23 protein-coding genes and 5 pseudogenes are annotated in these 22,368 nt (G+C 67.4%); 23 read left to right on the top strand and 5 right to left on the bottom strand.

The window, feature by feature from the left end:
- The first annotated feature begins 74 nt into the window (after positions 1 to 74).
- The 9 genes and pseudogenes from GNX96_RS19570 to GNX96_RS19535 all read left to right on the top strand — a co-directional run bounded on the left by GNX96_RS19570 (position 75) and on the right by GNX96_RS19535 (position 8,713).
- Positions 75 to 485: a MarR family winged helix-turn-helix transcriptional regulator gene (locus GNX96_RS19570; RefSeq protein ID WP_163569202.1), complete on the top strand. Its 411-nt coding sequence runs from the start codon at positions 75 to 77 to the stop codon at positions 483 to 485.
- Between the two features lie 458 nt (positions 486 to 943).
- Entirely contained in the window at positions 944 to 1,207 is a 264-nt protein-coding gene (locus tag GNX96_RS19565; protein WP_163569201.1) for a hypothetical protein, read from the top strand.
- Between the two features lie 232 nt (positions 1,208 to 1,439).
- Entirely contained in the window at positions 1,440 to 1,610 is a 171-nt protein-coding gene (locus GNX96_RS64115; protein WP_390624068.1) for an SAV_6107 family HEPN domain-containing protein, read from the top strand.
- A gap of 205 nt (positions 1,611 to 1,815) precedes the next feature.
- Entirely contained in the window at positions 1,816 to 2,583 is a 768-nt protein-coding gene (locus tag GNX96_RS64105) for a hypothetical protein (RefSeq protein WP_390624066.1), read from the top strand.
- A gap of 21 nt (positions 2,584 to 2,604) precedes the next feature.
- A pseudogene (locus tag GNX96_RS53250) lies at positions 2,605 to 4,257 on the top strand (DNA polymerase Y family protein).
- Positions 4,258 to 4,275: 18 nt separating this feature from the next.
- Positions 4,276 to 4,939: pseudogene (locus GNX96_RS64100) on the top strand (PHP domain-containing protein); the annotation flags it as partial.
- 76 nt (positions 4,940 to 5,015) lie between these two features.
- Positions 5,016 to 6,989 (top strand): annotated as a pseudogene (locus GNX96_RS64095) (error-prone DNA polymerase); the annotation flags it as partial.
- A 34-nt stretch (positions 6,990 to 7,023) separates the two neighbouring features.
- A complete protein-coding gene (locus GNX96_RS64090; protein ID WP_390624073.1) occupies positions 7,024 to 7,623 on the top strand; it encodes an OB-fold nucleic acid binding domain-containing protein in 600 nt (199 codons plus the stop codon).
- A 526-nt stretch (positions 7,624 to 8,149) separates the two neighbouring features.
- Entirely contained in the window at positions 8,150 to 8,713 is a 564-nt protein-coding gene (locus tag GNX96_RS19535) for an NUDIX hydrolase (RefSeq protein ID WP_163569199.1), read from the top strand.
- Here the strand turns inward: GNX96_RS19535 and GNX96_RS19530 are convergent.
- The gene (locus GNX96_RS19530; RefSeq protein ID WP_163569198.1) at positions 8,685 to 10,163 is read right to left on the bottom strand and encodes a helix-turn-helix domain-containing protein; all 1,479 of its coding nucleotides are present in this window, start codon (positions 10,161 to 10,163) and stop codon (positions 8,685 to 8,687) included. The genes GNX96_RS19535 and GNX96_RS19530 overlap by 29 nt on opposite strands.
- A gap of 150 nt (positions 10,164 to 10,313) precedes the next feature.
- Between GNX96_RS19530 and GNX96_RS19525 the strand changes: the two genes are divergently transcribed.
- From GNX96_RS19525 to GNX96_RS19500, 6 genes are all read left to right on the top strand, one after another.
- Entirely contained in the window at positions 10,314 to 11,375 is a 1,062-nt protein-coding gene (locus GNX96_RS19525; RefSeq protein WP_163569197.1) for a hypothetical protein, read from the top strand.
- Positions 11,372 to 12,034: a YdeI/OmpD-associated family protein gene (locus tag GNX96_RS19520; protein ID WP_163569196.1), complete on the top strand. Its 663-nt coding sequence runs from the start codon at positions 11,372 to 11,374 to the stop codon at positions 12,032 to 12,034. The genes GNX96_RS19525 and GNX96_RS19520 overlap by 4 nt, the downstream gene beginning before the upstream one ends.
- Positions 12,031 to 12,633: a bifunctional DNA primase/polymerase gene (locus GNX96_RS19515; protein WP_163569195.1), complete on the top strand. Its 603-nt coding sequence runs from the start codon at positions 12,031 to 12,033 to the stop codon at positions 12,631 to 12,633. Before GNX96_RS19520 ends, GNX96_RS19515 begins: the two co-directional genes overlap by 4 nt.
- A gap of 25 nt (positions 12,634 to 12,658) precedes the next feature.
- Positions 12,659 to 12,946: a hypothetical protein gene (locus GNX96_RS19510; RefSeq protein ID WP_163569194.1), complete on the top strand. Its 288-nt coding sequence runs from the start codon at positions 12,659 to 12,661 to the stop codon at positions 12,944 to 12,946.
- 377 nt (positions 12,947 to 13,323) lie between these two features.
- Positions 13,324 to 13,503, top strand: a complete 180-nt coding sequence (locus GNX96_RS64085; protein WP_390624072.1) for an HNH endonuclease signature motif containing protein — start codon at positions 13,324 to 13,326, stop codon at positions 13,501 to 13,503.
- Complete coding sequence (locus GNX96_RS19500) at positions 13,493 to 13,966, top strand: hypothetical protein (protein ID WP_163569193.1); 474 nt, start codon at positions 13,493 to 13,495, stop codon at positions 13,964 to 13,966. Before GNX96_RS64085 ends, GNX96_RS19500 begins: the two co-directional genes overlap by 11 nt.
- Before the next feature lie 49 nt (positions 13,967 to 14,015).
- On the opposite strand, the gene GNX96_RS64080 is transcribed toward GNX96_RS19500, so the two are convergent.
- On the bottom strand, positions 14,016 to 14,246 hold the full coding sequence (locus tag GNX96_RS64080; RefSeq protein ID WP_163569192.1) for a transposase: 231 nt from the start codon (positions 14,244 to 14,246) through the stop codon (positions 14,016 to 14,018).
- A gap of 1,002 nt (positions 14,247 to 15,248) precedes the next feature.
- Between GNX96_RS64080 and GNX96_RS19490 the strand changes: the two genes are divergently transcribed.
- The gene (locus GNX96_RS19490; protein WP_163569191.1) at positions 15,249 to 15,941 is read left to right on the top strand and encodes an RraA family protein; all 693 of its coding nucleotides are present in this window, start codon (positions 15,249 to 15,251) and stop codon (positions 15,939 to 15,941) included.
- Here the strand turns inward: GNX96_RS19490 and GNX96_RS19485 are convergent, their stop codons facing one another.
- Both GNX96_RS19485 and GNX96_RS19480 read right to left on the bottom strand, forming a co-directional pair.
- Positions 15,942 to 16,274, bottom strand: coding sequence for an aminoglycoside phosphotransferase family protein (locus GNX96_RS19485; protein WP_279580848.1), 333 nt, complete (start codon positions 16,272 to 16,274; stop codon positions 15,942 to 15,944).
- Between the two features lie 194 nt (positions 16,275 to 16,468).
- The gene (locus GNX96_RS19480) at positions 16,469 to 16,876 is read right to left on the bottom strand and encodes a protein kinase family protein (protein ID WP_279580847.1); all 408 of its coding nucleotides are present in this window, start codon (positions 16,874 to 16,876) and stop codon (positions 16,469 to 16,471) included.
- Positions 16,877 to 17,062: 186 nt separating this feature from the next.
- Between GNX96_RS19480 and GNX96_RS53240 the strand changes: the two genes are divergently transcribed.
- The 7 genes and pseudogenes from GNX96_RS53240 (at position 17,063) to GNX96_RS53215 (ending at position 20,256) form a co-directional block, all read left to right on the top strand.
- A complete protein-coding gene (locus GNX96_RS53240; RefSeq protein WP_279580846.1) occupies positions 17,063 to 17,320 on the top strand; it encodes a hypothetical protein in 258 nt (85 codons plus the stop codon).
- A complete protein-coding gene (locus GNX96_RS19475; RefSeq protein ID WP_279580845.1) occupies positions 17,317 to 17,814 on the top strand; it encodes a methyltransferase domain-containing protein in 498 nt (165 codons plus the stop codon). The genes GNX96_RS53240 and GNX96_RS19475 overlap by 4 nt, the downstream gene beginning before the upstream one ends.
- Positions 17,815 to 17,833: 19 nt before the next feature.
- On the top strand, positions 17,834 to 18,001 hold the full coding sequence (locus tag GNX96_RS53235; protein WP_279580844.1) for a hypothetical protein: 168 nt from the start codon (positions 17,834 to 17,836) through the stop codon (positions 17,999 to 18,001).
- Positions 17,992 to 18,282 (top strand): annotated as a pseudogene (locus tag GNX96_RS53230) (alkaline phosphatase family protein); the annotation flags it as partial. The gene GNX96_RS53235 and the pseudogene GNX96_RS53230, both read left to right, overlap by 10 nt.
- 112 nt (positions 18,283 to 18,394) lie before the next feature.
- Positions 18,395 to 18,991, top strand: coding sequence for an alkaline phosphatase family protein (locus GNX96_RS53225; RefSeq protein ID WP_313885705.1), 597 nt, complete (start codon positions 18,395 to 18,397; stop codon positions 18,989 to 18,991).
- A 29-nt stretch (positions 18,992 to 19,020) separates the two neighbouring features.
- Positions 19,021 to 19,391 (top strand): annotated as a pseudogene (locus GNX96_RS64075) (Y-family DNA polymerase); the annotation flags it as partial.
- Between the two features lie 88 nt (positions 19,392 to 19,479).
- Complete coding sequence (locus GNX96_RS53215; RefSeq protein ID WP_279580841.1) at positions 19,480 to 20,256, top strand: DNA polymerase Y family protein; 777 nt, start codon at positions 19,480 to 19,482, stop codon at positions 20,254 to 20,256.
- Here GNX96_RS53215 and GNX96_RS19460 read toward each other — a convergent pair.
- Positions 20,231 to 22,063, bottom strand: coding sequence for a glycosyltransferase family 39 protein (locus tag GNX96_RS19460; RefSeq protein ID WP_163569189.1), 1,833 nt, complete (start codon positions 22,061 to 22,063; stop codon positions 20,231 to 20,233). The two genes, GNX96_RS53215 and GNX96_RS19460, sit on opposite strands and share 26 nt — an antisense overlap.
- Positions 22,064 to 22,368 lie beyond the last annotated feature (305 nt).

Here is a 22,368-nt window from a genome sequence, read left to right as displayed (position 1 = left end):
GTTATGTTGCACCACTATTATTACAGAGGACCAACCTGGAAGTCAGTGGCGGCTTTCTCCGGTAGGCTGGGGGAGTGGGACCGTCCGACGCCGAGATCGTGGATCTCGCCACTGTGCTGACCGGCCGCATCTGGGAGCATTTCGGCCGGTGCACCGCGAGTTTCGGGCTGTCCGGACCGGAGTCGAAGGCGCTGAGCAGCCTGCGGCCGGGACAGCAGGTCCCGATGAGAGTGGTCGCCGAGCGGATGCACGCGAACCCGTCCAACGTCTCGGTGGTGATCTCCCGGCTGGAAAGCCGTGGCCTGATCACCCGCCAGGGTGGCGACGACCGGCGGGTGAAGGGCGTCCAGCTCACCGCCGCTGGCGAGGAACTGCAGGCGAAGCTCAACGCCGCCTATCTGGTGGACCACCCGGCCCTGCGTGACCTGTCCGAGAACCAGAAGGCCGCCTTCGTCAAGATCCTCCGCCGCCTCATCCAGGACTGACTTCGCCCGCTCCGCGCGCTCATCGAGTGCAGCACAATGTCCCGCACTCGACGTCGGCGGGATTTTGTGCCGCACTCGACGATCAAGACGCCGCCGCCGGGGACCCGGGCTGGGCGCAAGTGGCGGGCCGTTGAGGGGCGTACGGGAAGCCTCAGGAGTCACACCGGGACCAGTGGGCTCAGTGGCCACGGACAGCCCCTTGTGAGCGTGAGGAAACCGCTGGTCAGGGCCGTGATGAGTCGGGTACGCGGGCGCCGTTGACGTTCTGTCGTACCCAGGGTTTACTGTAATCAGTGTTCGAACATTCGTTCGAACAGATCGCTGGAGCTGCGGGCGTGGGGAAGCGCCTGTGGGGCCGGCGGTCGAAGTGCTGTGCCTTCCTCCGCAGCTGACCGGAGCGGGTGTCGCGACTTGCGCGCCCGTCAGCTTGCCGTGCCGAAGTGAGGGAGGGAGGGACGGTGTCTTACACCGTTACTGCCATGCGTCATGACCAGCCGGACTCTCAGGACACACCCGAACAGTTCGAGTTCCAGGGGCAGCTCTACCTGGTCAGCGAGGTGCTGGAGCACGTGCAGTCGACCGGCGAGCTCGGTCATATCGAACAGTGGAGGGCTCGGGCGGTGCCGGTCCAGCTGTCCGCGGCGCGGGAGTTCACGCTGCGGTTCAACTGGTGGGACGGCAGCTGGACAGTCGAGCCGTACAACCCTCAGGAGCAGCGATGACCACCCTCCCGCCGCCTACTGGCAGCACTTCCGGAAACGGGAACGGGCGTTCGCACGGCCTGCGGCCACACCGCGAGCCAGCGTTGATCCCCAGCGGCCTGCTGCCACAACGCTCCGCAGCCGCGCTGCTCGCGCTGTCCCGGCGCGGCCTGGTGGAAGCGGCCGAGACCACCGCGCCGGGCCTGCGGTACGCGACCGCGCACCTGGCCGCGCTGCGGGCGGCCGCGGCGCGGTGCTGGCGGCGAAGGCGCGACCGGATCCACGCAAGCACCGCGGCCGCCCGGCGACGGTGTGGACGCTGCTTTCGGCGGTGGCGCCGGAGCTGTCCGAGTGGGCCGCGTTTTTCGCGCTGCGGGGGCGGCGAAACGAGCCGCCGCCGAGGCCGGCATCCAGCGGGTGGTGAGCACCCGGGAGGCCGACGACCTGCTTCGCGACGCCGAGCGTTTTCTGGCGGTGGTGAGCACCCTGCTCGGCTCGACGCACCAGATGTTCCTCGCTGGCTGACATGCGGGCACCGGTGGCCGCCACCAAAAACGCCGAAACGGCGCGGAAAACTGGCGGCCACGCTCGGATTCTCGGCGGCGGATCGACTGCGTACGGGGGTCACGGTGGCCAGCGCGCTGGCCACCGCGGCCGCGGTCGACACCGCTGCGCCCGAACCCGGGCCACCGGAGCTGGCCGGGCTCACCGACGACGTGTTGCCGGTGCCGGCCTCGCTCGCGGGGCTGCTCCCCGGCGGGGGCCTTCGACGCGGCTGGACGGTGTCGGTGACCAGCGGGACGGCGCTGATGGTGGCGCTGGTCGCCGAGGCCACCCAGGCCGGCGCGTGGTGCGCGGTGGTCGGGATGCCGACGCTGGGGGTGCTGGCCGCCGCGGAGCTGGGTACGGCCGTACAAAGGCTGGCGCTGGTGCCTCGGCCCGGCGATGACGCGCCGGCTGTCATCGCCGCACTTATGGACGGCTGTGAAGTGGTTCTGGTGGGGCCGGACTGCCGGCTCACCCCGGCGTATGTCCGCCGCCTGTCGGCCCGGGCCCGATCCCGCCGGGTGGTGCTGCTGACCGCCCGCGACTGGCCGGGCGCGCAGGTGCAGCTGACCTGCGAGACGGTCCGGTGGCACGGGCTGGGCAGCGGAAACGGCCGGCTGGTCGAGCGGGAAGTGGTGGTAAGGGCCAGTGGTCGGTCGGCGGCCGCCCAGACGCGCAGCGCGCGGGTCCTGCTGCCGGCTCGCGGCGGCGGCCTGGCGCCGGAGCGCAAGAGCGACACCGCAAGGCCGGGCTGGTACGACACGCCCCGGGTGGTCGGGGCCCGGTCCGGGCTGACCAAGGTCGACCTCGGTTCCAAGCTGCGGGCCGACCCGCTGCCAAATGTCGTGTAAACAAAGGAAAGGGCAGGAGAGATGTCGGTCCGTATGGTGGTGCTGTGGTGCCCGGACTGGCCGGTGATCGCGGCGATGGCGGCCGAGGGCATCCCCACTCACCAACCGGCCGCGGTGCTGGTCGGGCACCGGGTGATCGCTTGTTCCGCGTCGGCCCGGGCCGACGGTGTGCGTCGTGGCCTGCGCCGCCGGGAAGCCCAGGCGCGCTGCCCCGAGCTGGCCGTGCTCAACGCCGACCAGGACCGGGACGCCCGCGAGTTCGAGCCGGTCGTACGAGCCGTCGAGGAGCTCGCGCCGGGCGTCGAGGTGGTGCGTCCCGGGCTGGTTTCGGTGGCCGCCCGCGGACCGTCCGGTTACTACGGCGGAGACGAGGCGGCGGCCCAGAAAAACTGGTCGAGCAGGTCGCCGTCGAGACTGGGGTGGAAGCGCAGGCGGGAGTGTCCGACGGGCTGTTCGCGCGGCCACTCTCGCGGCTCGCCGCGGGCTGGTCGTGCCGGCCGGCCAGGCGGCGGATTTCCTTGCCCCGCTGGACATTGGTGAGTTGGCGGTGGGCTGGGACGCGGGCCCCGCCAGGAAGGTCGGCAAGAACCGCGGCCAGCAGGTGGTGGACAGCCTCGACGAGCACGTGCAGCTGTTCCGCCGGCTGGGACTGCGCACCTTGGGTGGGTTCGTCGCCATCTCGGCCCGGGACGTGGCCTCCCGATTCGGCGCGGAGGGGGCACGGATGCATCGGATCGCGGCCGGCATCGACCCGTACCCACCGGCCGCCCGCGGGGTGCCGGCGGACTTGGTGGTCACGCTGGAGCCAGAGGATCCCATCGACCGGGTGGACACCGCGGCCTTCATGGCTCGTACGCTCGCAGACCGGTTTCATCAAGTGCTGTCCGCCCACGGGATGGCTTGTACGCGGCTGACTATCGAGGCACAGACCGGAAACGGCGAGCAGCTGTCCCGTACGTGGTGGCGGCATGACGGCGTGCTGCGCACGGCTGACGTGGCCGACCGGGTGCGCTGGCAGCTGGACGGCTGGCTGACCAGCGTGGCCCGCGGCGGCGCGGTCGACGTACCGACCGCGGGCATCACCCTGCTCCGGCTGGTGCCGGCCGAGCTGGTGGAACACACCGGCCTGCAGGCGGGCCTGTGGGGCGATGTCGGCGAGCGAGACGAGCGCGCACACCGCGCGTTGACGCACGTCCAGGGCATGCTGGGACAGGAAGCGGTGCTCACTCCGGTGCTCGGCGGTGGCCGCGGCCCGGCCGAGCGGGTCCGGTTGGTGCCCTGGCGGGACGACCGGACCCCGGCGCTGCCGGCCGAGCCGCCCTGGCCGGGCCGGCTGCCGGCGCCGTCCCCGAGCTTGCTGCCGGCCGGCCCGCTGCCGGCGGTGGTAAGGGACGTGGACGGTGCGCTGGTCACGCTGACCGGCCGGCACCAGCTCAGCGCCGCGCCGCGCCGCACTGGGTCGCGATCGGGGACCGGCCGCCCCGCGGCGTGCTGGCCTGGGCCGGCCCGTGGCCGGTCGACGAGCGCTGGTGGGACCCGTCCGCGGCGATTCGCCGGGCCCGTTTCCAGATCGTGCTGGCCGACACCCGGCCCGGCCACCACACCCTGAACTGCGCGGCTTTCCTACTCTCGCTGGAAAACGGCAGTTGGCAAGCCGAAGGAATCTACGACTAAATTCCCCGGTAGGAGGATTTGTGGGCTGGAACAACCCCGCCGGTTCGGTGGCAGCAGCTCAACCAAGCGCTGTCCTGGAAATCGCCTCAGGACGCTGAAGCGCATGGCGACGGCGGCGACGCGCCCGGCTGGAGTCGGGTACGTGAGCCGTACGAGCCGCCGCGCCCGCCGATTCCGGAACAGACCGGCGACCCGGTCCCGTATGCCGAGCTGCACTGCCATTCCAACTTCAGTTTTCTGGACGGCGCGAGCCAACCCGAGGAGATCGTCGCGGCCGCGGCGGCGCTGCGGCTGGACGCGGTCGCCATCACCGACCACGACGGCATGTACGGGGTCGTTCGGTTTTCCCCAGGCAGCCAAGGAAGAGGGCGTGCCCACGGTGTTCGGATCGGAGCTCAGCCTGGGGTTGGCCAGCCGGCAGAACGGGGTAGCCGATCCGGCCGGCAGCCATTTGCTGGCGATCGCCCGAAACCCGGATGGCTATCGCCGGCTGTCCCGCGGGATCAGCTCGGCTTTGTTGGCCAGCGGGGAAAAGGGCCGGCCAGATTACCGATTGGAGGTGATGGCCGACCTCGCCGCGGACCAGTGGCTGATCCTGACCGGCTGTCGCAAGGGGGCCGTACGACAGGCGATCGCGGCCGCCAGCACCTCGGCGGGGGCGTGGGACGCGGCGTCCGCGGAACTGCGCCGGCTGGTCGCGCTGTTCGGCCGGGACAATGTGGCGATCGAGCTGATCGACCACGGCGACCCGACCGACAGTGAGGTCAACGACCTGCTGGCCGAGCTGGCCGGGGGCGGCGAGACTTCCCACTGTCGCCACTGGAAACGTGCACTACGCCATCCCGCAGCAGCGTCGGCTGGCGAGCGCGTTGGCGGCCGTACGAGCGCGCCGGAGCCTGGACGAGATGGACGGCTGGCTGCCGGCCGGCGCTACCGCGCACCTGCGGTCCGGCGCGGAGATGGCGGCGCTTTTCGCCCGTTATCCCGGCGCGGTGCGGCGGGCCGCCGAATACGGAAAGGCCTGTGCTTTCGACCTTTCGCTGGTGGAGCCGCAACTGCCGCCGCGCAAGGTGCCGGACGGCCACACCGAGGTGACCTGGCTGCGCGAGCTGACTTACCAGGGAGTGCGCCGGCGATTCGCCGGCCGGCCGCATTACCGCCAGGCGAAGGAAAAGATCGAGTACGAGCTGGGGGTCATCGAAGGCCTGAACTTCCCGGGCTATTTCCTGATCGTCAAGGAGATCGTGGATTTCTGTGCGAAGGAAGGCATTCTGTGTCAAGGCCGCGGCTCGGCGGCGAACTCCGCGGTCTGCTACGCGCTCGGCATCACCGCGGTGGACGCGGTTGCCCACAACCTGCTTTTCGAGCGGTTCCTGGCGCCGGAGCGGGACGGTTATCCGGACATCGACCTGGACATCCAGTCCGATCGGCGCGAGGAGGTCATCCAGCACGTCTATAGAAAATATGGCCGGCAGTGCGCGGCGCAGGTGGCCAACGTGATCACGTACCGGCCCAAGAACGCCGTTCGCGACATGGCCAAGGCGCTCGGATACTCGCAGGGACAGCAGGACGCGTGGAGCAAGCAGATCGACCACTGGGGGCCGCTGCCGGCCGACGGTGACCACGACATTCCGGCCCAGGTCATCGATCTGGCCAACCAGGTGCTGCAGTATCCGCGCCACCTGGGCATCCACTCCGGCGGCATGGTGCTGTGCGACCGGCCGGTCGCCCAGGTGTGCCCGGTGGAATGGGCCACCAAGAAGGACCGGACCGTCGTGCAGTGGGACAAGGAAGACTGCGCTGACGCGAAACTGGTGAAGTTCGACCTGCTCGGCCTGGGTATGCTCACCGCGCTCAGCGACGTGATGCGGCTGATCAAGGAACACCACGGCCAGACGGTCACCCTCGATTCGCTGGACGAGAAGGATCCGTGGGTCTACGACATGCTGTGCTCGGCCGACGCGGTCGGCGTTTTCCAGGTGGAGAGCCGAGCCCAGCTGGCCACCCTGCCTCGGTTGCGGCCGCGTACCTTCTACGACCTGGTGGTCGAGGTGGCGCTGATCCGACCCGGCCCGATCCAGGGCGGCTCGGTGCACCCGTACCTGCGCCGCCGCAGCGGTAAGGAAAAGGTGGAATATCCGCATGAGAAGCTGAAGGAAGCACTGAAGCGTACGCTCGGCGTGCCGCTTTTCCAGGAACAGCTGATGCAGATGGCCATCACCATCGGCAATTTCACCGGCGCCGACGCGGACAAGCTCCGCCGGGCCATGGGTTCCAAACGATCCGCGGAAAAGATGGCCCAACTGCGCGGAAAACTATATAATGGAATGGCGGGGAACGGCATTACCGGGACCGCCGCCGACGACATTTATCGCAAGCTGGAGGCCTTTTCTCATTTCGGTTTCCCGGAAAGTCACGCGTTCAGCTTCGCGAAGCTGGTGTACGCGAGTGCCTGGTTCAAACTCTATTTCCCCGCCGCCTTCTGCGCATCGCTGCTGAACGCGCAGCCGATGGGCTTCTACTCGCCACAGTCGTTGATCGCCGACGCGCGGCGGCACGGCGTGACCATACGGGGAGTCGATGTCAATGCCTCGCTGGCCAAAGCGAAGCTCGAACCAGTGGACCCACAACGACCGGACCCGAGCAGAATGGGAACCGACCAAGCGGTGCGGCTGGGCATCGGTTCGGTCCGGACCGTCGGCGACGAGCTGGCCAAGAAAATCGAAGAGGAGCGGATCGAACACGGCCCGTACGCGGACATGCCGGATGTGGCACGCCGGGTCGGACTGGCTGGCTGTCAAACAGGCGGAGGCCCTCGCCACCGCTGGCGCCTTCGACTGTTTCGGCCTGACCAAACGAGAAGCGCTCTGGGCCGCCGGCGCGGCGGCCCAGGAGCGGCCGGACCGGCTGCCCGGCATCGCGGTCGGCGCCCGCCCGCCGATGCTGCCCGGAATGGCCGACGTGGAGGACGCGATGGCGCAGGTGTGGGCGACTGGCATGTCGGCCGGCAGCTATCCCACCCAGTTCGCCCGGTCGTATTTGGATTCCCTCGGCGTCATTCCGGCCGGCCAACTGGCCACTGTGGACGACAAAACCAGGGTGCTGGTCGCTGGGGTAGTCACCCACCGGCAGCGGCCGGCCACCGCCGGCGGGATCACCTTCATCAACCTGGAAGACGAGACCGGCATGGTCAACGTGGTCTGCTCGCCAGGCTTGTGGAAGCTCTACCGCCGAGTGGCCCACGTCAGTCCGGCACTGCTCGTACGCGGAAACTTGGAAAAGGTGGAAGGGGTCGTCAACGTGGTAGCCACCCGGTTGGAGCGTTTGCAGCTCCGGGTGGCTACCACCTCACGCAATTTCCGCTGATGGGTGGCTGGTGATGGCCTTAGGCCAAGGGCTTTAGGTCAAAAGATTTAAGGTCAAAAGCGGCGGTTGCCTCCGAGGAGAGGGAAGATCCCGGGCTGCTCATTTGGTGGGTGGCGTTTGCTTGCGTACGGGGTGCGTGGGGTCCGTTCTCCCCGTCGACGCAAGGGCTAGCACGTTTCCTGGGGCGGCGGCAGAGCTGTGTTTTGGGCCCCGGCTAGGTGTGCCGCCCCCGGAAACGTGCGAGGGCATCGCCCGCCGCGGTGGGCGCCGAGTTTGTTACCTACTCGTGACCTGCGGAGATGTCGCCACTCGACCTATATCGACACGACCGTCCGACCGACACACTCTCTGGCGAGTAAGCGACGCCTCTAACAGCGGCTTGACCGGGCATAATGCCCCGGTCAAGCTGTATGTCGCGCGTGCTGGCCGCGCGCCGTTAATTCTCTGGCCTCGTGTAACGAACACCGCAGTAGGAGATGCGCCGCCGGGACTCAGTCACCGCCGGACGGCGCATAGGCTGGTGATCATGGGCGATGACGAGTCGACGCGGTGGATTATTCATGGTGAGCGCGTCGTGGACGATACGCGCAAGGCGCAGCTGAGTATCGCGTCCGTTGAGCTGCCGGACGGTGTCCGATTCGAGCAGTACGTCATCCGTGCGCCCCGCGCCGCCATGATGCTGGTGCTGGACGACGAAGACCGCGCACTGATGATGCGGCGGCACCGGTTCATCCTTGACCGCTGGGTGTGGGAGCTGCCTGGAGGATACGTGGATCCGGGCGAGGATCCGGCCGAGACTGCGGAACGGGAGTGCGCTGAGGAGACAGGGTGGCGTCCCCGGTCGGTTGAGCCGCTGATCAGCTTCCAACCGATGGTCGGTACTGTTGACAGCGAAAACCTGCTTTTCCTAGGTCGCGGGGCTGATCCGACTGGCGACGCGGTGGACGTGAACGAAGCCCAGGAGGTTGGCTGGGTACCGTTGGGCGAACTGGACCAGCGCATCGCGTCCGGTGAGATCGTTGGCTCTGCGTCAGTCATTGGGCTGTATAAAGCGCGGGATGTTAGGCGTTCGGAAGGTGCGCAGCTGTAATCTGTGCAGCTACGAAATCGCGAAACTCCCGTACTGCCGTATTTTCGGAGTGCCCTGCAAGTGCCTGATCCAGATCGCGGACATAGTCAATTGCCCGCGCAGATCTGATTTCAGTGGTCCGCTCGGCAGCCTCCAGCGCGACCACTGCCGCCCGCTCAATTTCCCCCTGCTGGACGTGACCTTTGGCTAACAGAGCCAAATTGAAGGTTCGACCCCGGACGTAGGACATATCCATATCCAAGGATCTGTCGGCAAATCGCGTTGTCTGTTCTCCCCGACCGAGGGCGGAGAAACACTGACCGAACCGAGCCGACAGATAGGCGGCATCGAAATATTCCATAAATTGCGGGTCGGCGGCCCGGTCGCCACGGTCCAGTGCGTCTTCGGCTGCGGTGAGGGCACGCGTGCAGGCTCGCTCATCACCGCGCAAGGCGTAACCGTGGGCCTCACTCACGCATGCCTCTGCGGCCAGCGCAGGTAAGTGAGCATCCTCAGCTGTCTTACGTGCAGCTGAGGCGAGGGTAATGGCCGTGTCCGGATCTTTCAGATATATGGCCTGGTGACTCATGGCGGCGAGGATCTCCGCTCCGAGCGGTTGGTCATCGGCGACCTTGGCAAGTCGCAGGGCGTGGATTAGGTGGGCTTGCGCTGCTCCATGCTCGCCCGAGTCGTATGCCATCCATCCGGCCAACCGGGCTAGCTCAGCTGCGGAAGCAAAGAGCGCTGCTCCCGTGGCCGCATCAAACCGGCCAGCGGTCAGCATCGGCGCGACGTCGCCGTTGAGGTAGCGAAGCACTAATTGCCGACTGTGGGCGCCGCCGTAACGGTTGTCGAGCCGTTGAAAGGTGCGTGTCATCTCTTGGACTGTCGCCACATCTGGCGAGCCCACTAGCTGGTCGCCGCCGCCGTGCCTAGCTGGGACCTCGGACCTCGGACTATCGGCTAACCATTTGACTGCTGGAACCATAAAAGCTGATCCGGTCCAAGCCAAGAAGCTCCTGCGCTGCACGTCATTCCGCCATAGCTCGCTGGCCCGGAGGGCGCTTCCCTCCCAAGACTCGGCGAACGTCGCCGGAGCGTCATCGATCTGAGCCGGGCCGGTCTCCAGTTCTACGGCATCGGTTGAATTGTTTGCTATCCCGCGTTGGCATGACCTTAGGCCAACGAGGTGCCGGGCGGAGTCGGGCATCTGTAGACCATCGGCGACACGTAGCAGCACATCAAGCGTCTCAATCTCACGCAGATTCCGCATGATCTCGCTGACCTTGCCCTGATCAAAGCCAGTAAGCCGGCCGATACGGGTTTGGCTTTCGCCTGAGTACTTTCTGACTAGCCGGAAGACGGCGCCGAAGTCACGCGCTTCAAGAGCCTCGATCATCTCGACGCGAACCCAAAACCCGACCGGCAGCTTGATCGGCGCGAACGGATCACCTTTCACAGCGCTCTTCACCTCCTTGGCTACCGTATCCCGCCTGGGAATACCGCCACGGTATATCTCTGGCGTCGCATATCGGCGACCGTCTGACTACGCACCAATAGCGACAGGCGGTTAAGCATGAGTGTCTTATCGCGTTGCCGATCAGGAGTAGTGGATGCCCTGGTGTCCGACGCCGGTCAGTACGGCGTTCCGGACGTTGACGCGTTGTTGTTGGCGTTGAACCTGTACGGGTTGTGTACGCCGCTGGGTGCTCGGGTGCGTTTGCAGTTGTCGCTGATCACAAGCCCTGAGGTCCGGACTGTTGTGGTGGCGGCTGGTCGGTCTGATCCACCTTTCACGTTGAGCGATGACGGTTGGCTGTACGCGGCTGGTGTGCCGATCGGTCGGGCGGTGCGTACGGACGCTGATGATGCGGTGTCGGGGTATCTGCGCTGCTGGAAGCACGGCACGTGGTGGGCGGCGACGATCAACCCGGCGGGCCGGTCGCGGTGCACGGGGTGCGCGTTCTGCCCGACCTCGCTGGAACCGCCAGCCGACCCGGTGCTGACGTTGGAGCGCGAGCTGCACGCCCTACTGGACGGACTGGAACTGCAGCTACCGCCCGGCGGCACTTTGCGGTCCCTGCACGAGGTTGCGGTGTCGACTGCGTGTTACCGGACCGAGAATGCCGCGCTTGAGGCGATGGTGATGCTGCGCAAGGTGTTGCGGTCGCGGCGGATCAACGCCCGCATCGTGCTGTTGTCATCGGTGCTGCGGAGCCGGGAGGCGTTCCGTTTCCTGGCTGAGCATGTCGCCCCGTTTGGGTTGTTCTTGACCGCTGAGTGTGTGTCTCGGCGGGATTTCTTGTTGAAGAACACCAAAGCAGACCTGTTGCCGGAGGCGATGCCGGCACTGTTGGCCGAGGCCGGAGCCGGGCTGGACACCTCGTTTACCTACATTGCCGGTCTGGATACCACGGTGCAGTTGGAGAAGTTCATGACGGTGATGTTGCCGCAGGTGACGTTGTTCCCGAGTGTCCAGATTTTCCAGCCCCACAAACGAATTATGGATCGCTTGCTGTCACCGGAAGCTGAGTGCTTGGGGTATTACTATAACGCGCGGCGGGTGGTGGAGAACATCATGACCGACCTGGGTAGCCCACTCACGCCGGAACTGTGGCGGTGTTACCGGTCGCTGTGGGCGACCGAGTACGCCGGCCACGCCCTGACGGGACCGACCCGATGAGCGCGGCCGTGAACGTGCCGTTTGGCGGCGCTGAGACGACCGGCGCGATGTTGGCCGGCGAGGTGGGCCGTGCTGTGTGGCTGCGGGCGACCTACCGCCCGCAGGATGCCGCAGGGACCGCGCTGGACGCGGGTACCGGGTGTGGGAGGGGTCGCCCGGTGCTGGTGTTCCGGGATCGGTTTGTGGGAGTGCCGATGCGGCGCCCGGCCGTACTGGCGTACCCGGGCGGGGCGCGGGGTCGGGTCCGGCTGTTCGGTTTCGATGACTTGACCCTTGCGGTGCCGCTGGACACCGCCGCAGACACTCTGCCGGACAGCACGCCGGACACCGCTACCATCGGCAACCCCAGCCCGGACAGAGCGGGCGGGTTTGTGTGGTGGCGCGCGGTGTTGACGACGTTTGACCCGCGTACGCCACCGGTGCCGGCCGATCTTGCGACGGCGTTGTCCGCTGCGGGTGCGGATCTTGCGTCGGTGTCGATGGCTGGTCACCGCCGGCACGCGGTGCTGTGGGTCGCGGCGGCGCCCAACGCTCGTATCCGGGCGGCGCGGGTGGCCACGGTGGTGGACGCGGCCCGCGCCTGTTCCACTGCTGTTACCGCTGTTGCGGTCACCGGCCAAGCTGTGTCGTCGTGCCGCCGGGGTGGCGATCCACGGTGAGCGTGTTGTCGGTCGCGGGGTTGCGGCGGGTACGGACTCGGCATCGGGTGGCCCGGTTGCGCGTGGCGGCGTTGCGGTACGCCGGCAACGGCTGGCCTGTGCTGCCGGTGCAGGACGACGACTCGACCGAGCCGGGCGCGGGCGCCGGGGGGGTGTGCGCCGGTCGGTACCCGACCACGGACACCGCGACGGTGAGTCGTTGGTGGGATCGGATTCCGTACCGGATCGGCCTTGGCTGTGGCGAGGTGGCGGACGTGATCAGCGCCCCGGCGGCGTTGGGCGCGGCGGCTCACCGGGTGCTGCTGCGGTCAACGGCGACCGCGACCACGGCGGCGGACCGGTGGCTGTTCGTGGTCACCGCTGGCGTGCGATTGCCGGACCGGTTGACCGCCGCCGGAGTGCTGCGGCACGGACCCGGTGAATGGGTGGCTCTGCCGCCCACCTCATGGCCGTCCGGCCCCACGTACTGGCTGGTGGAACCGCAAGTAGTCCAGTGGGAACCGGCCAGAGCCGAGGTGGTGCATGGGGTGCTGGTGAACGCGTTGCTGATGTCATCGGCAACCCGGTTGCCGGGAATGCGGGGCGTGTCATGGCTATAAGCGGTAGGGCTGTGAGGGAACAGAGGTGAATGGGAAGCGCACGCCGGGCGGCGGGACCAACGCCGGGGCTCTGATAGAGGTTCGCCGGCAGGTGGCGCAGGGGATGAAGGATGCGCGGGATGCTGTTGAGAAGGAACAAAAAGCGGGCAACAAGCTCGGCTTTGCCCACAATATAGGGAAGGTTCAGGCGTTCTCCATGATTCTTCAAATCATTGACTTGGAGACTACGCCACCGGACGGGGATGTCAGGGAGGCTGCGGACCGGAACGCGAAGGATCTGGCCGCCCGCAAAGGCGGGTGGGCGCCGAAATAAAGACCCCGGCCGCTCGCTTCTGCGACGGCGCGTAGCGAGCGGCCAGACAAAGGAAGGAAGCGCGCAGGCCGGACCACCCCAACAGTTCGCAGACCCGGGGGGGGGGGATCCCGGTTGATGCTGGCACGCTCGACAACGGCGCAGTAACTGACTGCGATGCGAGTTGTGCAAGTCAAACGGCACCTACCGACGGCTCGGCTGCGGCTGACCCGACGAACCAACTTGCACCACCTGAGGTTCTGAATGGGGCTGGTCGGGCATACCCGAAGGTGCCTGATCCGGGGACGGGTGATCCGATTGCTGCGCCGCGGTCGGGGTTGTCGAAGGTTCCTGTTGGTGATCGTGTGCCGTGGGGTGCTCAGCAGCGTGGCGCGTAAATCAAAGAGTGGTATAACCAGGGTTACGCGACGCCGGAAGGTGGGTGGTCGAGGTACGACATCCACCACATCATCCCGCGCGAGTACGGCGGCACGAATGACTTCAATAACCTCGTTCCGGTGCTCCGCACGGTGCACCAGCAGGAATTTAACCCGTGGCGGATGAACTATGACGGATGATGCTGCGGAGGTGCTGAACGCTTTCCGCGCCTATACCGAGCCGCGCGACGGCCTTGCTGGCGACAACTCGTTCAAGGTGGCGTGCTCGTTCGACGAGCCGGCTACTGATGTCGAGATCGCGTCGGCCTGGCCGGGTGCCGAGGTTCCCGGTGAGCTGGCGCAGGTGTGGTCAACTAGCCGGCAGTCGCGGCTGTTCGAGGATGTCGACTACGGGCAGTGGGGTCTGGTGTTGCTCTCGCCGGAGGGTGCCGCAGAGCGCACAATGCAAGAGCGCGGCCAGCGTTCCGGCGACTGCCGCGATGATGACGTCGTGATCGGCGAGTTCCTCGGTGACCAGGAGCTTGTCGTGTTCGCGCCCTCGGAGGGTGACGGCCGTCGCGTGCTCGTCGCGTTGCCGATGGACGACCGGCCGGACTGGTACTCGGCCGCGCCGGCCTCGCCGAGTTCTTGGATCGCTACTTGAAGGCGTTCGGCGACAAGTACTGGGAGCAGACCGGCCAGTAGCTCCGGCGTCAGTGGGGGCCGTGCCGGTGATGGCCCGGAGTTTGGCTTGGGCTTGGGTGATCACCCCCATCAGCAAGCTGCGCGAGCTGTTGGCCCGCACCAGCTCGCTTGACCGGACAGGTCGAGGACGACACGAACTGCTGAATCTGCTGATCCGCACCGATCCGGTCCGCCATCGGCTCCATCGACTTGCGCTCACCATCAGTCAACGCGCGCCGCAGATACGCCTGCGCCTTCACTCGCTGGTCAGCGCGCGGCAACGCGCCAAAAATCCCAACACATACCGCTCAAGATCCTGGCGCCGCAGACTCATGGACAAATTATCCCTAAAACAAATAGAAACGCCGAATTGCCAGAAAAACGGCGGCCTGTAACCGGGATTGCGTAGACCGCGCTGGCCAATGCGTCCATCAACGTCGCCGGCGGACGCAGCTGCCGGGAGGTATGACACCCGGCGACAAGATGCATGTCATGAGCAGTCCCTGCAATGCAAACGAGACAAATCAGCCGCCCGACCAACGTGCAGTTGACCATCACCAAAAGAAGCCACCCACCGCGCCGAAGGAACCGGCTACCCTCCGCCAGGACCTCCTGGATCCCCTTGTCGGCCCTCCAGTGTTAGTGCACTCGCGGCTGGCGGCGTGAGCAGCTGAGCCACGCTCCGAGAGTTTTCGACGATAGCTTCCGGCGGGAGCGTGCCCCGGCCGGTGTTTGCCGCCGCCGGGCCAGAAAACGCGCGAGTGCTTCGCCCGCCGACGGGGAGAACGGACGCTCCGCCGTGTGCGTGATCTAGTTGACTGACTCCGGTGCCCTGTTTGTCCGATTTAGCGAGTGGGGCCTATCGTGAGGGTGACGTTTTGGGGTGACAAGCCGGTGTATTCCGCCCTCCGCAACGTCACCCTCGCGGTGGCGTGGGGCTGGATTTTCGTCGAGTGCGGGATAAAACCCCGCAGTCGACGTCGAGTGTGGGGTTTTATCCCGCACTCGACGCTGGACCTGTTGTTGGTGGGGCTGGAGTTACTGTCGAGGTGTTGCCGTCCCGCATGTTGGGATGGGGATGTTGATCATGGGACAATCGCGCACTTTTCTCGAGAAGGTGCGGGGTTGTCCCATGATCAACGGCGCTAGCTGCGGACAGCGGTCGCTGGGTGGCGGTCGCCACCTGGAGAGTCGCGACGACTGGAGTCGCACAACATCGGTTTAGGATTGTTTGTGTTGCCGAGACAGGGAGAAATGGGCCGATGCTGAAGATTTTCGCCGAGCTTTCCACGCCTCTGGTGGCGGACGCGTGCTTGCGGGCGGAGGTGCCGTTGCGGGTGGCGCCGGCTGGGATGGGTGCGGTCGTACGAGGGCACCGGCTTGCTGGGCGGGTGTTGCCGGCGCGGCATTACGGCAGTGTGGACGTGTTTCTGGAGGCGTACGGGCAGGCCGAGCCAGGCGATGTGTTGGTGGTGGACAACGGCGGGCGGCGAGATGAGGCCTGCGCGGGGGATCTCACGGTGCTGGAGGCGGCGTCGGCCGGAGTGGCCGGGGTGGTGATTTGGGGGCTGCATCGGGATACCCGGGAGTTGGTGGAGATCGGGATCCCGGTGTTCAGCTACGGCAGTTATCCGTCCGGTCCGGTGCGGCTGGACGAGCAGGAGGCGGACGCGCTCACCACAGCGCGCATCGGGTCGTACGAGGTGAGTCGCGACGACGTGGTTTTCGGTGACGACGATGGAGTTCTGTTCGTGCCCGCTGGCCGGCTCGACGAGATTTTGGCGATCGCGCAACAGATCTGCCGGACCGAGCGCGACCAGGTGGACCGGATCAAGGCTGGCGACACGTTGCGCCAGCAGACGGCTTTCGATGACTACCTGGCTCGCCGGGCGGCTGATCCGGCGTACACGTTCCGCCGGCACCTGCGGCGGCTCGACGGAGCCATCGAGGAATAGTCAGGTAAGCCAGCTGGCGATGTGATGGGACATCTCGGCGAAGTCGGAGTCGTCGTCTTCCACGGCACCCAGGAGATTGTCGACGGCGCGGGCCTGAGACCAGCGGCGGGCGCGTTCGCCATCGAGGTCGCCGGCTTCGACGATGATGGCGACCCGGCGCAGCAGCGCTCGGCGGGTGTTGCCGGTGGCGACCAAGTCGTCCCAGAGGTTGTGCAGCGCCGGCAGCACATCGAATTCCGGCTCACCCGCCACGCCCTTCGGATCGAGCGCGAGCCACGAGTCGTTGCTGGCCGCGAGAACGTTGTGTTGGTGCAGGTCACCGTGTACGAGCAAAGGCCGCTCAAACAAGCAGCTGCTGGCAGGTGGCGACCGCGAAATCGACGAGTTCGCGCTCGCAGGGGCGGCCGAGACGCTCCCATTGTGCGGGCAACTCGGTGGCCCAGCGGGCCGCGGTGTCGTTTTGCCGGGTCAGGATGCCGGGCTCGTCGCCGACCGGGATCGCCAGCCGGCGGAGCAGCCGCCGCCGATCACTGCCGCGCCGAGCTCATGGTCGACACTTGCCAGCGACCGGGAGCTGTCCAGCCGCTCCAAGAGCAGCGCATTCGTGCCGTACCACTGGCCACTGGCCACGATGATCGACGCCGCGGGTGCCGTCGATGATGGGGCGCGGCGCGGAGCAGCCGTACGGCGCCTTGCCCACCCCAGCGGCGCAGCGCCTCGGCTTCGGGGTGGTTGTCGGGCCCGGTGATGCCGACCTTCAGGACGGCTTTATCGCCGTCGGCGGTGGTCACCGGGAGGACGATCGCGCACAAGCCGTGCATGGGCGGCTGGTCGGGGTCGGCGATGGTCAGCCGCCAGTCGTCCAGAAGCCGTTTGACGTGCCCCGGCAGCTCGCCGAGCCACCGGTCGGCCTGGTCCTGGAGCAGCGTTCTCACACCGTCGACGTATTCTCCCGGCAGATCGGTCATATCAGCGAGTATTGCTGGCGATCGACCGTACGCCCAGGAATTTTCGCCGCCCCGCGGAGTCGATCCGCCAGGTTGTCAGCCCTCGACACTAAGGTTCACAAACAAGGGTTCACCGCAGGAACCGCGAATGATCCGGGGTGACAGTGATTCAGGGTGGGTGACCAGACGGCGCGAGTGGGCGCCGGCAGCACCGTACGCACCGCGGTGATCTGGCGTGGGTTGCAGGCCGAGATCGACCGGCGCGCTGCCGACGGGCCGTTGCGGGTGGTCGACGTCGGCGGCGGCAGCGGCGGGTTCGCGGTGCCGCTGGCTTGTCAGGGGCACCACGTCAGCGTGGTCGACCCGAGCCCGAACGCGCTCGCCACCCTCAGCCGCCGAGTGATCGACGCGGGGGCGTCGCGGACCGTGTGACGGCGGTGCAGGGAGATGTCGCGACGCTGATCACCGCGGTCGGAGCGCAGGCCGCTGACCTGGTGTTGTGCCACAGCGTGCTGGAATATGTGGACGATCCGGCCGCCGCGGTGGTGGCCATCCGGGCCGTGCTGCGCCCGGGCGGGCTCGCCAGCGTGGTGCTGGCCAACCGGGCCGCGGCGGTGTTGGCCAAGGCCATTGGCGGGCATTTCCAGCTGGCCGCCGCGGGGCTGCAGGACGCCGATGGCAGGTTTTTCCGGGGCGGAGACACCGCGTTGCGGCGGTACGACCCGGTCAGTGCCGCCGCGCTGCTGGCCGGTGCCGGCCTGACTGTCGAGCAGGTCCACGGCGTAAGGGTGGTGGCCGACCTGGTGGCCGGCACGGTCGATATCGAGCACCCGACCGATGACCTGCTGAGCCTGGAGCTGGCGCTGTCCGACCAGCTGCCCTATCGAGACCTCGCGACCCAGTTGCATTTACTGGCCCGACGATGAGTCCGAAGATGGGCCCGACATGAGCAGCGAAACGAGCGCGGTACGGCTGCCGGCGTACGGCACCGGCTCGCTCGCCGAGGTGATGCCGTCGGTCGCCGCGGTGCTTGGCGTGCCCGGATACGACGACGTGCTCGGCATCCAGGCCTTAGCCGGTGGGGGTCCTTCAAGCGGGCATGTGTGCTGCTGATCGACGGGCTCGGCTGGAACGCGCTGCGTGCGCATCTGGACGAGGCGCCGACCCTGAACGCGATGGCGGGGCGGTCGATCACCACGGCGTTTCCGGCCACCACTGCGACCAGCGTCACCACGGTCGGCACCGGCCTGCCGCCAGGCCTGCATGGAGTTTTGGGCTACCAGGTCGCCATCCCCGGCACTGGCCGCCTGATGAATTCACTGCGTTGGGACCGCGAAGTCGACCCGCTGACCTGGCAGCCGTACGAGCCGGTGCTGGCCCGCGCCGCCGGCTTCGGTCTCGCCGTCGCACACGTTGGGCCTGGATTTCACAACGGCAGTGGGTTGACCAGGGCGTCCGCTCGCGGCGGTCGGTTCCGTCCGGCGTACAGCCTCGGCGACTTGGCTTATGGGGCCGCCGACGCGACCGCGAGCGCCGACCGACCGCGCGCTCACCTATGCGTATTTCGCGGAGTTGGATACCACCGGCCACATGCGTGGCTGGCAGTCCGAGGCCTGGCGGGCCGAGTTGGCGCAGGTCGACCTGCTGGTACGCACCCTGCGGGCGGCCTTGCCGCCGGACGCGGCGCTGGTGGTGATCGCCGACCACGGGATGATTGACGTGCCACCGGCCGGCCGGCTGGACGCCGACGAGTGGCCCGCCCTGTGGGAGGGCGTGGCATTGCTCGGCGGCGAGGGTCGGGCCCGCCATGTGTACGCGCAACCTGGCGCGGAAGCCGACGTGTTGGCCGCGTGGACCGACGTCCTCGGACCGGACACGCTGGTGGTGAGCCGCGACCAGGCGATCGCGGACGGCTGGTTCGGACCGAAGGTGGACGACCGGGTGCGTCCCCGGATCGGGGACGTGGTGACAGCGCCTGGCGCCGGTGTCGCGGTGATCGCCACCGAGGCCGAGCCATTGGAGTCTTCGCTGGTCGGACTGCACGGCGGCATGGTGCCGGACGAACAGCTGGTCCCGTTGCTGGTGTCTTCCGGGGCCGGCTAGCGGTGGGCCGCAGCCAGCATCTGCCGCGGATGGCGACCAAGCCCGGCGAGGTCGGCGACGACACCGGCTGCACCATTCTGCACGTCGACATGGACGCCTTCTTCGTGTCCGTCGAGCTGCGCACCCGCCCCGAGCTGCGGGGGAAACCGGTTGTTGTGGGTGGCACCGGCGGCCGCGGGGGGTGTCGTCGTCGGCGAGCTACGAGGCGCGCGCTTTCGGCGTACGCAGCGCCATGCCCACCGGGGTCGCCCGCCGGCTCTGCCCCAATGCCGTCTTCCTGCCGGTCAGCCACGGCGCGTACGGCGAGGTGTCCCGCGATGTGATGGCGATTTTCGCTGACGTCACGCCGATGGTGGAACAGTTGAGCGTCGACGAGGCGTTCCTGGACGTGACCGGCGCGGTCCGGCTGCTCGGACCGCCAGCCAGCATCGCCGAGCAGATTCGCCGCCGGGTCGAGGCCGCAGCAGCACATCACTTGCTCGGTGGGGGTGGCGTCGACCAAGTTCATCGCGAAACTCGCGTCCTCGCTGTGCAAACCGGACGGCAAGCTGGTCGTACCGAAAAACTCCATCCTGGAGTTCCTGCACCCGCTGCCGGTTGGTGCGCTGTGGGGCGTTGGCCAGCGGACCGAGGAGATCCTGACCCGGGCAGGGTGCAAAACCGTCGGCGATGTGGCCGCGATGCCGTTGCGTACGCTGCAGAAAACCGTCGGAGCGGCGGCCGGCGCGCATCTTTTCGAGCTGGCCAACGGACGCGACCCGCGCCGGGTCTCCGTGGAGGAGCACGACAAGTCCATCGGCTCCGAGGAAACCTTCGACATCGACGTCACCGATCACCGCCGGATGCACAAGGAAATCCTGCACCTGGCCACAAAAGTGGGCGAGCGGCTGCGTTCCAGCGGCTATTCCGGTCGTACGGTCAGCATCAAGGTCCGGTTCGCCGACTTCAAAACGATCACCCGCTCGCGTACGTTGCACCAGTCCACCGACAGCGGCCACGAGATTTACGCGACCGCCCGCGGTCTGTACGACGCCCTACGGCTCGACCAGCCGCGTATTCGGCTGATCGGCGTACGAGTGGAGCACCTCGGCGGCGACGGTGCCGGCGGCAGCGAGCAGTTGATGTTCGGCGACCCGGACCACGGTTGGCGCGACGCCGAACAGGCCGTCGACGCCGCCGCGAAACGGTTCGGCTCCGGAGCGATCCGCCCCGCTACCCTGGTGCCGCGAAAACAGGCGCCTAATAAGTCGGAGCCGGCAACATAGTCATGCAGGCATAGTCGGGAAGTGCTGGGAATGTCGCCGGGTGCGGGTCTGGCCCGGCCTTCACGTCGATCAGCGTCCATCCCGGCGAAGCCAGCGCGGCCGACGCCGAGTTGATCTGCTTGGACTGGACCACGTGCCCGTGCTGGCCGAGCATGGCGACCACCCGAGCGTTGAAATCGTCGGGGTGGGTGGAAAGTCGGGCGCCGTGTACGTACCAGATGCGGGTCGCGCCGGCGAGGATCGGCGCGAGCGTCTCGGGATGGCAGGTCTTCTGCGGGCCGAGGGTGGCAAGGCCCACCACCGGCAGGTGGAAGTGTCGGCCGTACCAAGCGATCAGCGGCTTGCTGAAGGCATAGCCGACGACCCGGTCGCCGGGTTCCAGTCGGGTCGCCACATCGGCCAGCACGTCTCGGCCCGGGTCGCGATACTGCGGAGTGGTGACCTCTTTGTACGCACCGGCGACCGCCGGCTGGGCAATGGCGGCGGTGGTGCCGAGCGACAGGACCGTACCGATGGCGAGCACGACGCCGACCGCGGTGCCGATCGGCCGCGTACGGCTCCACCACTGTGCTGCCGAAACCTCTGTTGCCGAACCCTGTGTTGCCGAACCCTGTGCTGCTGAGGCCTGTTTTCCTGACACCGCGGTGAAAGCGCGTACGCAGCCACGGACCGCGCCGTCGACGCAGGCCGTGATGGCCAGCGCGACTGGTGCCAACAGGTAGAGCGACACCCGGTCCTGCACCGGCAGGCCCTGCACGGCGGCCGCGCAGATCGCCACGCCCAGCACCGCGGTCAACAGTGCGGCCCACAACAGCCGGCCCCGCAGCAGAAACAGCGACACCAGCCCGCCGATCACCAGCAACAGCACCAAAAAAACGGGCGCCCCCCACATCAGCGGGGACTGCACGAAACCGCCCCACATCCGGGGCAGCCACTCGATGATCTGCGGCAGGTTCGAGTGTGCCGGCGGGAAACCGGTCGGGAAGTAGCCGTTCTGGTCGGCCAGTTGCGGCAGCATCCGGCGGCGGAAGACGACCACCGCGGTCAGCGCGAGGACCGGGATGCTGCCGAGCAGGAAGGCCTTCATGTCGGGGAATCGCTTGCGGATCCAGAGATGCAGCACCACGGCAGCGAGTGCGGCCGCGATGACGACCATCGCGCTGTAGCTGAACACCGCGGCGATCATGCCGATCACGATCCAGGTGATGAGCCGCCGGCGCCGGGTCAGGTGCTGCCGGTCGTCAGCCGCGTACATGTCGGCGGCCAGCAGCACGAGCAGCGCGATCGCGGCCTCGGTGGTGTATTGCTTCAGCTCGCCCGCGTACGTCAGAAGCATCGGCGAGGTGGCCAGCAGCAGCCCGGTCAGCAGTGCGGCCCACCTGCCGATCGCCCGGCAGGCCAGCACGACCCCGAGGATGAGCGTGGCCACCGCGGCGACCATCGCCGGCAGCCGGAGCGCCTGCTCGCTCTCACCGAGCACCTTCAGGAAGCTCTTCTCGGTGACCAGCCAGCCCAGCGGGGCGATCTGGTAATACCGCAGGGCGCCGAAAAGTCCGCGTACGCCGAGGTCGCGGACGTTCGCGGCGATGTAGAGCTCGTCGTTCCAAAAGCCCCGATCGCTCAGCCAGACCCGGACGGCGCCGGCGGTGCCGGCCAGGATCACGACTGTCACCAGAATCCCGTACACCCAGTTGGTCACCGGACTGAGCCAGCCGCCCCGGCCGGCGGGGCTGGTGGTGGGAGCCGGGTCGGCCTGCTTCTGCTCGGGCGCGGTGGGTTCGGTGTCGACAGAATGTGATCCGGGCATGCGCGGGATCTTTCCAGGGGCGCCGGAAGACCCCGATCCGGCCCGGCTGGGCCGGATCGGGAGGTCATCGAGAGGTCATCGGGACGTACGGCTGCCAATCCTCGCGGTTCTGTGACGGGATGCTCACAGAGATGGCACCCTTGACCGTGGCGCCCATCTTTCCGGACGGGCGCCGTGCTCGTAGACTGTTGTTACTACGCCGTCAGTTCGGGGTACCTCAGAGGTAGCAAACAGATCGACCGTCAACCGGCGGGGGATACTCTTCCCTCGCCCTGGCGGGCGTGGCCGAGTCGCAGGAGGAGTGC

Origin of the sequence: Fodinicola feengrottensis, assembly GCF_010993775.1 — a bacterium.
In the GTDB taxonomy this organism is placed as follows: Bacteria; Actinomycetota; Actinomycetes; order Mycobacteriales; family HKI-0501; genus Fodinicola; species Fodinicola feengrottensis.
This window is presented reverse-complemented; position numbering and strand designations above follow the sequence as displayed.

Coding starts and splice junctions, on each gene's coding strand:
- GNX96_RS19500 (WP_163569193.1), top strand. CDS start 13,493: ATGACGGATGATGCTGCGGAGGTGCTGAACGCTTTCCGCGCCTATACC.
- GNX96_RS53235 (WP_279580844.1), top strand. CDS start 17,834: ATGAGCAGCGAAACGAGCGCGGTACGGCTGCCGGCGTACGGCACCGGC.
- GNX96_RS19490 (WP_163569191.1), top strand. CDS start 15,249: ATGCTGAAGATTTTCGCCGAGCTTTCCACGCCTCTGGTGGCGGACGCG.
- GNX96_RS53225 (WP_313885705.1), top strand. CDS start 18,395: ATGGGGCCGCCGACGCGACCGCGAGCGCCGACCGACCGCGCGCTCACC.
- GNX96_RS64090 (WP_390624073.1), top strand. CDS start 7,024: ATGTGGCACGCCGGGTCGGACTGGCTGGCTGTCAAACAGGCGGAGGCC.
- GNX96_RS19520 (WP_163569196.1), top strand. CDS start 11,372: ATGAGCGCGGCCGTGAACGTGCCGTTTGGCGGCGCTGAGACGACCGGC.
- GNX96_RS19460 (WP_163569189.1), bottom strand. CDS start 22,063: ATGCCCGGATCACATTCTGTCGACACCGAACCCACCGCGCCCGAGCAG.
- GNX96_RS19535 (WP_163569199.1), top strand. CDS start 8,150: ATGGGCGATGACGAGTCGACGCGGTGGATTATTCATGGTGAGCGCGTC.